The sequence below is a fragment of the Cytobacillus kochii genome (assembly GCF_020171845.1).
Lineage (GTDB): Bacteria > Bacillota > Bacilli > Bacillales > Cytobacillaceae > Cytobacillus > Cytobacillus kochii.
The window spans coordinates 1-12,777 of record NZ_JAIVAM010000006.1 but is presented as its reverse complement, the minus strand read 5'-3'; the positions used below and the strand labels follow the sequence as shown (position 1 = coordinate 12,777).

Below are 12,777 nucleotides of genomic sequence, written 5' to 3'. Positions count from 1 at the left end.
GTATCATGATTTTATTCTTAAGTCTTACTATGTTGGCTTTGGGGATCGAAGCATTTAAGAAAGAAGAGAAGGGAATGGGCGTATTTCTCATTGTTGTATTTTTATTTTCCTTTTATGTATCCATTGAAAGACTCTTATGAAGTAGGAGCCTATAAAATAAATTTTTCCATATCTTACCATTTTAAGCTTACCCCAAAATATTTAGTGGGCTAGGAGTAGGAAATAACGAGCCTGTGGTGATGAAAGATGTCATTAAGAAATATGTAAAGGAAGACCCTCGCAGTGATTTACCTACATACATTATCTTTTTTAGTGATGGCGGCATTTATTTGGATCATAAGATATCAAAAATCCTTATTGATTGTTCCAAGGAAAACTTATTTTGGCAATTCGTCGGCATTGGCAATGCCAATTATGGTGTACTACAAAAGATGGATCAATTACCTGGAAGAGTCATTGATAATGCCGGTTTCTTCGCATTGGATGATTTAGATAAGGTTACAGATGATGAATTATATAATCGGTTATTAGATGAGTTCCCATCATGGCTGACATCAGCTAAACACCAGGGCATGATTCAATAAAGTGATCGCGTTTCGAGGGTTGGATTATGTGTATGAACAGACCGGTTTTCTCTTTCGTATTTGGATACTGTATAATAGAAGTTTATGAACGAGAATAATAAGAAAAAAATGAGGTTTTCACATGACCAAAAAGAGTTTTTCAGATTATCCATTAAGCAATGAGATGATAAAAGCGTTGGATAGTTTAGATTATCATACACCAACAGAAGTCCAAGCAAAGGTGATACCGTTAATACTTGAGAAGATTGACCTTGTGGTGAAATCACAAACAGGGAGCGGGAAAACGGCTTCTTACGCTATTCCGATTTGTGAGTTAGTCGATTGGCAGGAAAATAAGCCGCAGGCGATTGTCTTGACACCAACAAGGGAACTAGCGGTACAGGTGAAAGAAGATATCATCAATGTTGGCCGTTTTAAACGGATTAAGGCCGCAGCAGTCGTTGGTAAACAACCGTTTCATATCCAAAAGAATGAGTTAAAGCAGAAAGTACATGTTGTCGTTGGTACGCCTGGGCGTGTGCTTGATCATATTGAAAAGGGTACGCTCGCGCTCGATGAAGTGAAATATTTAGTCATTGATGAAGCCGACGAAATGCTTAATATGGGCTTTATCGAACAAGTTGAAGCGATTATTGACGAGATGCCGAAACAGCGGAATACGTATCTTTTCTCAGCTACGCTACCTGACCGCGTAAGAACGTTATCACTTGATTATATGAAAACCCCTATAGATATTGAGGTCAAAGCTAGCGGGCTGACCACAAAGCAAATTGAACATAGTCTTTATACGGTATCAGAAAACGAGAAGTTGTCATTGTTAGCGGATGTGGCAACTATTGAAAATCCAGATAGTGCGATTATTTTCTGTCGAACGAAGGAGCGCGTTGACACACTTTGTGACGAGTTAACCGATAAAGGGTACGATTGTGATATGATTCATGGAGGTATGGAGCAATACGATCGTTTAGAAGTAATGGAAGACTTCCGCAGGGGCGAATTTCGTTACTTAGTTGCAACGGATGTCGCGGCAAGAGGAATTGATATTGATCAAATCACGCACGTTTTTAATTATGATATTCCGTTTGAGAAGGAAAGCTATGTGCACCGGACAGGAAGAACAGGGAGAGCAGGACATCACGGTAAGGCGATTACCTTTGTGACACCGCGTGAAGATAAATTTCTTAAAGAAATAGAAGCATATATTGGCTTCCAAATCCCAGCATCTGAAGCGCCTTCGAAAGCGGCAGTGTCAGCGGCGAGGCCGGCATTTTTAGAAAAGCTGAACAGCGAACCACCATTAAAAGAGGCGAAAAGCGAAAAGTTAAATAAACAGATCATGAAACTCTATTTCAATGGCGGTAAGAAAAAGAAACTTAGAGCAGTCGACTTCGTTGGAACCATCGCTAAAATAGACGGTGTCACCGCCGATGACATAGGGATTATTACTATCCAAGATACGGCATCCTATGTAGAAATTCTAAATGATAAAGGTCCGCTTGTGTTGGAAACAATGAAGCATACAACTGTCAAAGGAAAGCAATTGAAAGTCCATGTGGCGAGGAAATGAAGATAGAGAGGGGAAGAATCAGTCGGATTCTTCCCCTCTCTTTAGAATACACCCCATATGTATATAATTAAGTGATTTATTTCTGAAACAGTATTAGGGTGGGGTCTTTATTATCCATTTCTTCTCTCTCACACAATCTGTTATGATAGAGGTAAGAAGGTTTACGATGGAGGAGTTTGGATCATGCCTCGTTTTAATGATGCACAGTTAGAGTCGATACGGGAAGAACGTAAAGAGCAAATTATGAAAGCCGCTATGAAGGTATTTGCGGAGAATGGAATTAAGTTGACGAAAATTAGCATGATTGCCAAAGAGGCAGGAATTAGCCATGGTCTTGTTTATCATTATTTCCAATCAAAAGAAGAGGTACTATTTGAGAGTTTAGAATGGTCAGTTGCATTAGGAGAGTCTCAAGCATTCTTAGAAAAACTGAAACAAGAAGAACGAACGCCCGTTCAAAAGATACATAAATTTACTACCTTTGCACTGACTTCAGGATCAAATCATGTTTTTCGTGTGATTCAACATTTAGAACATAGTGAAAATGTACCTCAGCATATCCTTGCTGTATATAAAAATATTGGGCAAATGTATATTGAATTCTTTCTCCCTATCTTTATCGAGGGACAGCAATTAGGAGAAATCATGGCAGGGGACCCTGAAGAATTAGTTGGATTATTCTTAACGGTCATCTCAGGTATTATGGCAGACGACCCTGATTGGTGGAAGGATAACATTGATGAGAAGGTATCTATTCTATTGCGTATGATTACCTCAAGATAAGCAAATAAAAAAGCGTAAGGCATTAAAGAGAGAAAAAATCCTGAAATTCAGGATTTTTATTTTTTTTGACATGTATTTTGAGAAATGGTTATAAAAATAAAAGGGGGAATGAATTTATCAAAGGAATAGGGAATAAATTGACAAAATGATTAGGCATCTAGTATTATTGACTGAATGAATCAATCAATAATAAAATTAACATATAAACTATTCCTTGAATAAATTGCCCATATTATTTTTTAATTAAATATTGACTGATTAAGTCAATCATTAGGAGGTATTGTATGAACGAGACAGTTATTTCTGTTCGAAATCTAAAAAAAGCCTATCGTAATCAGCAAGTACTAGATGGTTTGAGTTTTGATGTAAGGCGTGGTTCTATTTTTGCGTTATTAGGTGAAAATGGGGCTGGTAAAACAACGACGGTTCGCATTTTATCAACATTAATTCAAGCAGATGACGGGGTAGCAATGATTGCTGGTTATGATACGAAAACCGAAGCTAATCATGTGAGACGGAAGATAAGTTTAACTGGACAGTATGCAGCGGTAGACGAGTTATTAACAGGTGAAGAGAACTTAGCGATGATGGGCAGGCTCAATCACCTAGATAAAGAACTTATAGCGAAAAGGACAGCAGAACTGCTGGAGACCTTTGAGCTCACGAAAGCAGCTCGTAAGAAAGTAAAAACTTACTCTGGAGGGATGCGGCGTAGACTTGATATTGCTATCAGTCTGCTTGCTGCACCAGAAGTGATATTTTTGGATGAACCGACAACTGGTTTGGACCCACGTAGCCGACGAAAGATGTGGGATATGATTAAATTACTTGCCAATCAAGGCGTGACAATTTTTCTAACGACACAATATTTAGAAGAGGCTGATCAGCTGGCAGATAAGATTGCTATTATTGCTGAAGGGAAAATCATCAAAGAAGGAACGGCCGAAGAACTAAAGGAAGTCATTGGAGAGGAGACATTAGAGTTAACCTTTGCCGATACAAGTGGGTACCATGAAGCACAGAATTATATGTCAGGTGAAGTAGATGAGGAAGCGAGAAAGATTTCGATACCTATACGCTCAGTGAGACAACTAAGAGAGTTGCTGAATGATCTATATGTAAAAGGAATTGAACCAGACGCGATTGTTATACGACAGCCTACACTGGATGATGTTTTTATTAAAATGACGGAGCATAATAAAGTGGAGGTGTTAGTAAATGGGTGATGCAAAGTGGATATGGGCATTAAGAGACGGTTTAACGATGTCAAAGCGAAGTCTTATGCATATTTTTCGTGATGTGGAATCATTATTAATGGCAATTGCCTTACCGGTTTCCATCATGTTGCTATTTGTCTATGTCTTTGGTGGGGCAATCCAAACAGGGACTGATTATGTAAATTACGTTGTTCCAGGGGTTATAATTACTTGTGCAGGGTTTGGCAGTTCTTTAATATCCGTTAGCGTGACAAAGGATATGAGTGGAGGCTTATTCGAGCGATTTCGCAGTATGCCCCTTCAACCTTCTTCTTTATTAGTAGGCCATGTTGTTGGAGGATATCTTCGTAATATGATTGCTACATTAGCAGTTTTTATCGTAGCTCTTCTGATTGGCTTTCGTCCAGAGGCTGGGTTGTTAGAGTGGCTTGGCGTTTTAGGGATATTAACGCTCTACATGATTTCGATTAACTGGTTATTTGTCGTCTTAGGTTTACTAACGAAAAATGTTGAAACAGCTGGTGCATTCACTTTCCCAATGTTATTCCTACCCTATTTAAGTAGTGCCTTTGTCCCAACAAATACAATGCCTGCATGGCTAGATGCCTTTTCCAAACATCAACCAATGACCCCATTAATTGAGGTACTAAGAGGGCTGTTAATTGGTACACCAATTGATTATAATCTTTGGTTAACGATCCTTTGGTTTAGTGGGTTGTTAGTGCTCTCCTATATAGCAGCAACTCTTTTATTTCGGAGACGGAAAAATGAGTAGAGTAAGTCTCGGTGGTTTGACGAAGCGCTTCTTAACAATGCCTATGATATTGATGATGTAAATCTACAAGTTCAATTTTAATAGATTAGGAGGGGGGAAAGCCCTCTCCTCTTTTCATACCCTTCTCCCAGGATAAAACCGAGCCTCCTCCACCATTTTATTCTCCTTCGCCGTCACCTCAGATGGTGTCAATTTAAAAACCAGCGTATAACTCCCTAAAGAAGATTGGTATTTTTCCACATGAGTTTGAGCCAGTTTTTTATCGTAGTATCCGGGGACGTATTTATCGAGCATGCCTTGCATAGCGGCGGTGGCTTCTGTTATGTCGGTTACGGCTTGAAGTTGCCCGAAAAGCATAACGCTCATATAGGCAGTGTCCGTTTTCGCCGGAATCGGGCTAACCATTGTACCGTAATCTTCTGCGATGGTGAAACAGCAATGAGGGTTCTCGCGGATTATTTCAATTTTTCTGCCGGCAGCAGCACCGTGAAAATAGAGCGATCCGTTCATCCAGGTATAGTTTAACGGAACGACGTAAGGATGATCACCATCAGTTAATCCCAGATAGCCTGTACGTGTATTACTGATTAGTTGTTCAATTAGGGCCTGATCTGTGCACGCTAATTTTTGATTGCGAATTTCATATGACATTTCCATCCCATCCTTCTTTGTAAATGTTAAAATAATCGTAAGAAAAATCTGTATTTAAGAAAAGTGCCAGAAAGGGAAAGTTTCTTAGGGACAGTTGGGGGTTATGTGGGATGGAAATCACACCATTTATTCACAGGGAAAAAACGATACCACTTTATAGTCAGCTTTATCATTGGATGAAGACAGAAATTGAAGAGGGACGGCTATTGCCGGGGACAAAGGTGCCATCGATTAGGCAACTGACCCATCACTTGCAGATTAGTAGAAATACTGTGGACGCAGCGTATCAGCAGTTACAAGCAGAAGGATATCTTGAGAGTATACCTCGCAGTGGGATTTGGGTGGCAGAAATAGAGGAACGACTCTCGCAATCTTCAGAAGAGGCATCACCAGCAATAATTGAAAGGAAGTCATCATCTAAGACGATGATTGACTTTGAATATGGAAACATCGATGTAGAAAAATTCCCTTTTAAAAGTTGGAAAAAATCTCTCTCTCATGCCATCGAAGAGGAAGGACAGACGTTATCTCAGTATAGCGACAAGCAAGGAGAGTGGTTATTACGGCAAGAGATTGCCACCTATTTATTGCAATCAAGAGGAGTTCATACGAGACCAGAGCAGATTTTGATTACGAGTGGCACACAATCAGCAGTAGAGATCATTTGCCGACTTTTGAAACTGCAGGGAAAAGAGGTGGCGATAGAAGAGCCAGGCTATAGTGGGGTGCGTACCGTCTTTGTTGATCAAGGCTGTGAGATGGTCCCTGTGCCGCTTGAGAAAGATGGTTTATCTATCTATCATCTACAGAAAAGTAAGGCAAAAGCCGTTTATGTGACCCCTTCTCACCAATTTCCGTTTGGGATGATTCTTCCAGTCGGTAAAAGAACGCAAATGCTTAACTGGGCTTATCAATCAGCTGGTTATATTATCGAGGATGATTATGACGGGGAGTTTCGTTATCAAGGTCAGCCTATCCCCTCGCTCAAATCGCTAGATGAAGAAGAAAAAGTCATCTACTTAGGAACTTTTTCAAAATCATTTCTCCCTTCCATGCGCATGAGCTTTATCGTTTTTCCACCTTCATTAATGAAGCAGTACGGACAGATGTTTCCTGATTATAATCAGCCAGTTTCACCAATGATACAAGTAGCTATGGCTAAGTTTATGCATGCAGGTGATTTTGAACGGCATATTCGGAGAATGAGAAAAACATATCAGAGAAAACATCAAACACTATTAAATAGTATTGAGCAACATTTAGGCAATAAAGTAAAAATTATTGGGGAAAAATCGGGCTTACATATCCTCCTAGAATTACAAGGGCAGGCAGCACCACAAGTGATTGAAAAAGGGTTAAAAAAAGGTGTAAAAGTTTACACCCCCTCACGTTTTTGGCTATATCCAATTAGCGACAGCCAAAGGTATATCATGCTTGGGTTTGGTGGACTATCCATTGAGGAAATTGAAGAGGGAATTGCGCTTTTAGCTAGTTGCATATAAACGAAAGTGATCCCACCTTAAAAGTGGGATCACCATTCCTGTTATTTTTTAACAACAGGAATCCACATTTCACCGTATACTGTACCGTTGTCCTCACTCATTTCCACTGTTGTGTTTGGTCCGCCAACATAGGCATAGTCAGTCATTTCTACTAATGCTTGACCAAAGGCCACAGCTGTTAGTTGATTACTTAATTCTTGAGAGGAGTCAGCTTTCCCTTCGACAACGAGGTAGGGTCCTTTAGGAAATTGGATAATTCTCGTTGCATCAGGTAATGTCTTTTCTGTCATCACGCCTGCATAATGCATCATTTTGTTATTGACCGCTTCGTTGACTGCGAAAATATAATTATTGTCTGCCACGGATTTAAGCTGCTCAAGTGTGCCATCCTTTTTCACAGTTTCCCAGAAATCGCTTTTCTGTTGATTGATGCTTTCTTGGTCTCTATAGTCCGCTACAATTTCAATTCCAAAGCCTAATACGACGAAACCTTCTTTTTCTTGTAATGAATAATTAGCCATTTTTATCGTCCCTCTTTCTTGAAATTTAACCAAATGATTGGTGTTTTCATTTGATGAGTTTATAATAACTTTAAATCATGTCAAAAAATGACACTGTTTAGGAGACTGAGATGAAAAAGGTTGAAAGAATTAATGTCATGATGCGATACATTAACAATCGTGCCCATTTTACGATTTCAGAAATCATGCAGGAATTTCAAATCTCTCGGTCAACAGCGATACGAGATATACGCGAGATCGAAAGTATAGGTGTCCCTCTTGTTGCGGAAGTGGGAAGAGATGGTGGTTATGCTGTCATGAAAAATGCTGTTCTTCCCTCTGTTCGCTTCACTGATAACGAGTTAAAAGCACTATTTATAGCCTTTATGGCAACGAGAAATTTGCAATTACCTTATTTAAAGAGTCGCCAATCGTTAGCTGAAAAATTACTCGGTCTGATTTCAGAAGCGCAACAAGATGATCTCGTGCTTTTAAATAAGATTCTCTTATTTGAAGGAACGAACCCTCATAATCCTGAACTCTTAGAACTATCCGATTTACCTCACCCGATGTTAGAAAAACTGATTCAATTGATACTAACAGACCGTTATATGACCCTTTCTATTAAAGATGTGGACTATCCTATTTATCTTATGCACCTTTACCGTGAGAAAAACATCTGGTGGGTGGAAGGCTTTGATATAAGCGAAGAAAAGAAAAGGCTGATAGCAGTCGATCATTTGACCGAAGTGAACGTCTTTCATACGAAAAAAAGATTAAGCAGAAACAGCATGCTAAAAAAGATGGCTGAACATCATGTGAAAGACAATATCGTCATGAAACTTGGACCAAAAGCCATTGCTCAATATAAAAAGTATCATCCTTTCAATGTGGCGCTTACCTATACAGACCCCTATCAAACAACAGCTATAGCAAAAATATATGTCACCATGGAGAAACGAGATCAACTAGAGGAAATAGCCAGCTGGTTGCTCTTTCTTGGAGAGGATGTAGAGTTGGTGGAGATGCCGAGAGAGGTTTATACAGCTTTAGAAGAGAGGCTCTATAATTTTCAGAAGAGAAAGAAAAGCTAATAATAACGCCAACCCAGCAATAAGCTAGATTGGCGTTGCGTTATGCGTATGATGTTTTTCGCCAAAAAGCACCTTTGTCACAAGAGCTAATCGGTGGGAAAACTTCTTCGGTTTCTAGTTGGATTTTCTTTTCCTCGCCGGTTGGACTAGGTGTACGTGTCCCATCTGTATAACCATCCCATTCGTAGTAAGCATGAGCAGTGGAACGTTGACCTGTTTTAAATCTTTCTCCAATTGCCATAAATCTTACCTCCTTTAGGGGTGTTTGTCTCTATTTACCCGCGTTTATACAGGCTAAACCAGAAGCAAGTTCAACTTTATTTCATTGTGGCTGTTGAGGAATTTTTTTCGAAGAAAACCTCAAAAGAACAAGCCAGTAAACGCAATGCTTCTGACTTATTCTTAACCACACAGTATGATTTTTTGACCATTTCGTTTCAAATTTTATTCTTAAAGTAAAATACAAAAATGATACTTGTAATCATATAATACAATCCGATGATAGATGTACCATCTGATAATACAGTCCATAAATGATTTTGTTTAACCAGATACATCCAAATAAAGAAACTAATTATAAATACTAAAGGGAAAAATATATAATATCCCATAAAATACAGCTTTAACTTCTTGTTCATATTCTACACTCCTTAACGTAGACATAGATTTAAGGACTTTGCCTTAGCATAATAAACATCTAACTCCGATTATGTCAAAACGGGAGTATCACTCAAGCTACTATTTATTGATTTTATGTTTAAAAATATTGCTTGTCCAAGGTCCTCATCCATTTTGCTGCTATATTTATGTGAAAATTTCTTAACTTATCTTTTCCACGTTTTGTTGGTAGAACCCCGTAATGAAAAAACATGTAATCCATGCAGTTGTTGTAACGATTATAGCTAGAAATAACCCCATAGCCTGCATGAAAATATCCTCTCCTTGATAGGATGGCTCAAGAGTGATGTACAAAAAAGTAAATAAAACGGTTAATCCCATGTAGAAACTACTTCCAATAGTGGCTAACTTTAATCTATCCCCTTTTGAGCCCTGCCAGGCTTTATTTACTGCCACCCATAAATAGATGCTTGTGCATACGGCTAAAACCATAAAAATTAAGTGAACATAGGGAATGACAAAATAGCCCACAATATAAAGAGCAAGAATGGTAGTAGAAAATAGGGCTGTATTCATGAAGAATAGGAGAATTCCAGCTCGCCAATGTGACTGGAACCATGGCGTCTTTTTTAAAAGATGCACGAATGGATTCCCCTTGCCAAGTTGAGAGAGGATGGGGTTTTTAAAGAATATAATAACTAACATGATGAGTGAACCAACAAATAATATTAAAGTCATTGTAACCCTCCATAATAAAATTATTTCATATATAGGATACAAGGTTATTTATTGAAAAACAATAAAAATTTATCGATATATTCATTTTCCTCATATGGTATATTTGACAGAGGTAGAGGAGATGTGAATGATGAAACTCGTAGGTAGTCATATTTATTTAGCAAGTCCCCAATTGAAAGAATTTCCTTATGTTTGGAATATGCTTAATGATAAGGATGCACGAAAGTATACGGGAGGCATTCCTCAAATAAGTTATGTCGAAAGAGAGTTATTATATGCTGAGCAATGTCAGACCTTTGGTGAAAACGGTAATTGGGAATTATCCATTTATTCTAGGAAAAATAATGATTATTTGGGCTATGCAGGTTTTACTTTTGACGATGTCAATGAAAGATACTACCTCATGTATGGATTAGACAGGCAATATTGGGGAAAAGGTTATGCGACAGACGCAATCACCTTACTTCTAACATTTGCAAATAAAAAATTAAATATTTCTACTATTTATGCGAGTCTTCATCCTAAGAACGCTTCGTCTATCCATTTGTTAAAGAAATTTTCATTTGCAAAAAGGGATAACGAAGATCTTTATATTCATAGTAGTTAAAGTTACTGGAAGTAAAAGAGGGTAGCTATTTTTTTATTTTCATAAAAGAAGAGATATAATAAAACAAATATGATACAAAAGGAGAGGCGATAAGAATGCCAGAAAGACATGTGTCAGGCTGGAATTTGCAAAATAGTTATAAGAAGCTGTCTCCCGGTCTTTTTACAGAAACAAAACCACAGCGAGCAAGTGATCCCGAGATGGTGCAATGGAATAAAGAAGTAGCCGAAAGTTTAGGAATTAACAAAGAGTGGTTACAGAGTGATGAGGGCATGAAGGTGTTAGCCGGAAACCAATTGCCAGAGGGCAGTGAGCCGATTGCACAAAGCTATGCAGGACATCAGTTTGGTCATTTTAATCGCCTAGGTGATGGGCGCGCCATTCTTTTAGGTGAACAGGTGATGGTAAACGGTGATCTCGTTGATATTCAGTTAAAAGGTGCCGGTAGAACACCGTATTCTCGCGGTGGGGATGGCCGTGCGGCGCTTGGACCGATGTTGAGGGAGTATCTCATCAGTGAAGCGATGCATGGTTTGGGCATTCCATCAACGAGGAGCTTAGCCGTAGTCGAAACGGGTGATGATATTGCACGCGAAACTTTATTACCAGGGGCCATTTTGACACGAGTAGCGGCGAGTCACATTCGTGTAGGCACTTTTCAATTTGCAGCTACCTTCACGAAACCGGAAGAATTGCAGGCGTTAGCTGATTATACCATTGAGCGTCATTATCCTGAGCTTTTAAAAGAAGACCATCCATACGTGGCCTTGTTGCGTAAAGTGATCGAAGTTCAGGCGGGTTTGATTGCTAAATGGCAAGCGGTCGGTTTTATTCATGGTGTCATGAACACGGATAATATGACGATCTCTGGAGAAACGATTGATTATGGTCCATGTGCCTTTATGGATACGTATGACCCAGCAACGGTATTCAGCTCTATTGATGTTCAAGGTCGTTATGCATACGGAAACCAACCTTATATGGCGGGGTGGAACTTGGCGCGCTTCGCAGAGTCACTGATTCCCTTATTACATGATGAAACCGAGGAAGCGGTGAAAATTGCGCAAGAGGAAATCGGCGAATACAATCGTATCTATATTCATATGTGGACCGGAGAAATGAGGGCCAAACTCGGTCTGTTTACAGCAGAAGAATCAGATAAGGCTCTTATTCACGATTTACTCGAAATCATGAAGGAGCAGGGGGCGGATTATACGAACACATTCATCGCCCTGACCTTTCGAACATTAGATCAGCCAGCGTTCAAAGAGTGGATAGCTCGTTGGCAAGAGCGGTTAAAGAGACAGGAAGCTTCAGAAGCGGAAGTGGAACAGTTAATGAAAAATCATAACCCAGCTGTTATTCCACGAAATTATTATGTTGAAAAAGCATTAACTGCAGCGGTGAACAAAGGGGATTATCATTTATTTGAGGAGCTATTAGCGGTGCTCGCTCATCCATATGCACATACGGCAGAGCAGGAGAAGTATAAAGAGGTACCGGTACAGGATGGTAATTATCAAACATATTGCGGGACGTAAAAGAAGCGGGGGAATGTCCCTTGCTTTTTTTACGCATGTTTATGGGGATTTTTGTAGGGCTTGCAAAAATTGATCGGATACGGCGAGAAACCGAACGGGTCAAAAATCGAAAGCAGTAGGGAAAACTGGTTGGATTAAGCAGGAAACGCGTCAAAAAACGGAGTCAGTGGGAAAAACTGATTCGATTAGGCAGGAAACGAGTCAAAAAACGGAGGCGGTAGGAAAAATTGATTGGATTAAGCAAGAAACGCGTCAAAAATCGGTGACAGTGGGAAAAATTGAATGGCTTAAGCAGGAAACGCGTCAAAAAACGGAGTCAGTAGGAAAAATTGAATGGCTTAAGCAGGAAACGCGTCAAAAAACGGAGTCAGTAGGAAAAATTGATTGGATTAAGCAAGAAACGTGTCAAAAAACGGAGTCAGAAGGAAAACCTGATTGGATTAGGCAGGAAACGTGTCAAAAATCGGTGTCAGTGGGAAAACCTGATAGGATTAGGCAGGAAACGCGTCAAAAAACGGAGTCAGAAGGAAAACCTGATAGGATTAGGCAGGAAGCGCGTCAAAAAACGGTGACAGTAGGAAAACCTGATAGGCTTAAGCA

General features: G+C 39.4%; 15 protein-coding genes. 11 read left to right on the top strand and 4 right to left on the bottom strand.

Annotation, left to right across the window (positions count from 1 at the left end; all coding sequences use genetic code 11):
- Window positions 1–5 precede the first annotated feature (5 nt).
- From LCM23_RS10755 to LCM23_RS10730, 6 genes are all read left to right on the top strand, one after another.
- Complete coding sequence (locus LCM23_RS10755) at window positions 6–140, top strand: DUF3953 domain-containing protein (RefSeq protein ID WP_224936958.1); 135 nt, start codon at window positions 6–8, stop codon at window positions 138–140.
- A gap of 57 nt (window positions 141–197) precedes the next feature.
- Window positions 198–584 (top strand): VWA domain-containing protein, encoded by a 387-nt coding sequence (locus LCM23_RS10750; protein ID WP_224937013.1) that lies wholly within the window; start codon window positions 198–200, stop codon window positions 582–584.
- A gap of 121 nt (window positions 585–705) precedes the next feature.
- Window positions 706–2,151 carry a DEAD/DEAH box helicase gene (locus tag LCM23_RS10745; protein ID WP_224936957.1) on the top strand — a complete coding sequence of 482 codons (1,446 nt, stop codon included), beginning with the start codon at window positions 706–708 and terminating at the stop codon, window positions 2,149–2,151.
- Window positions 2,152–2,334: 183 nt separating this feature from the next.
- The gene (locus LCM23_RS10740) at window positions 2,335–2,934 is read left to right on the top strand and encodes a TetR/AcrR family transcriptional regulator (RefSeq protein ID WP_224936956.1); all 600 of its coding nucleotides are present in this window, start codon (window positions 2,335–2,337) and stop codon (window positions 2,932–2,934) included.
- A gap of 284 nt (window positions 2,935–3,218) precedes the next feature.
- Window positions 3,219–4,160 carry an ATP-binding cassette domain-containing protein gene (locus LCM23_RS10735; RefSeq protein WP_224936955.1) on the top strand — a complete coding sequence of 314 codons (942 nt, stop codon included), beginning with the start codon at window positions 3,219–3,221 and terminating at the stop codon, window positions 4,158–4,160.
- Complete coding sequence (locus LCM23_RS10730; protein WP_224936954.1) at window positions 4,153–4,926, top strand: ABC transporter permease; 774 nt, start codon at window positions 4,153–4,155, stop codon at window positions 4,924–4,926. Before LCM23_RS10735 ends, LCM23_RS10730 begins: the two co-directional genes overlap by 8 nt.
- A 114-nt stretch (window positions 4,927–5,040) precedes the next feature.
- Here the strand turns inward: LCM23_RS10730 and LCM23_RS10725 are convergent, their stop codons facing one another.
- Window positions 5,041–5,577 (bottom strand): pyridoxamine 5'-phosphate oxidase family protein, encoded by a 537-nt coding sequence (locus tag LCM23_RS10725; RefSeq protein ID WP_224936953.1) that lies wholly within the window; start codon window positions 5,575–5,577, stop codon window positions 5,041–5,043.
- Window positions 5,578–5,687: 110 nt separating this feature from the next.
- On the opposite strand from LCM23_RS10725, the gene pdxR reads away from it, so the two are divergent.
- Complete coding sequence (gene pdxR, locus LCM23_RS10720; RefSeq protein WP_224936952.1) at window positions 5,688–7,079, top strand: MocR-like pyridoxine biosynthesis transcription factor PdxR; 1,392 nt, start codon at window positions 5,688–5,690, stop codon at window positions 7,077–7,079.
- Window positions 7,080–7,120: 41 nt separating this feature from the next.
- Here the strand turns inward: pdxR and LCM23_RS10715 are convergent, their stop codons facing one another.
- On the bottom strand, window positions 7,121–7,600 hold the full coding sequence (locus tag LCM23_RS10715; protein ID WP_224936951.1) for a GyrI-like domain-containing protein: 480 nt from the start codon (window positions 7,598–7,600) through the stop codon (window positions 7,121–7,123).
- 110 nt (window positions 7,601–7,710) lie between these two features.
- Between LCM23_RS10715 and LCM23_RS10710 the strand changes: the two genes are divergently transcribed.
- Window positions 7,711–8,673 (top strand): helix-turn-helix transcriptional regulator, encoded by a 963-nt coding sequence (locus LCM23_RS10710; RefSeq protein WP_224936950.1) that lies wholly within the window; start codon window positions 7,711–7,713, stop codon window positions 8,671–8,673.
- A gap of 40 nt (window positions 8,674–8,713) precedes the next feature.
- Here the strand turns inward: LCM23_RS10710 and LCM23_RS10705 are convergent, their stop codons facing one another.
- A complete protein-coding gene (locus tag LCM23_RS10705) occupies window positions 8,714–8,914 on the bottom strand; it encodes a YjzC family protein (RefSeq protein ID WP_095371392.1) in 201 nt (66 codons plus the stop codon).
- Between the two features lie 578 nt (window positions 8,915–9,492).
- Window positions 9,493–10,029: a hypothetical protein gene (locus tag LCM23_RS10700; protein ID WP_224936949.1), complete on the bottom strand. Its 537-nt coding sequence runs from the start codon at window positions 10,027–10,029 to the stop codon at window positions 9,493–9,495.
- A 127-nt stretch (window positions 10,030–10,156) separates the two neighbouring features.
- Here LCM23_RS10700 and LCM23_RS10695 point away from each other — a divergent pair, with 127 nt between their 5' ends.
- The 3 genes from LCM23_RS10695 to LCM23_RS10685 all read left to right on the top strand — a co-directional run.
- Window positions 10,157–10,636 carry a GNAT family N-acetyltransferase gene (locus tag LCM23_RS10695; protein ID WP_224936948.1) on the top strand — a complete coding sequence of 160 codons (480 nt, stop codon included), beginning with the start codon at window positions 10,157–10,159 and terminating at the stop codon, window positions 10,634–10,636.
- A 95-nt stretch (window positions 10,637–10,731) separates the two neighbouring features.
- A complete protein-coding gene (locus tag LCM23_RS10690) occupies window positions 10,732–12,177 on the top strand; it encodes a protein adenylyltransferase SelO (protein WP_224936947.1) in 1,446 nt (481 codons plus the stop codon).
- A 166-nt stretch (window positions 12,178–12,343) separates the two neighbouring features.
- Window positions 12,344–12,777 (top strand): hypothetical protein (locus tag LCM23_RS10685; RefSeq protein WP_224936946.1); only part of this gene is annotated, 434 nt, incomplete at its 3' end.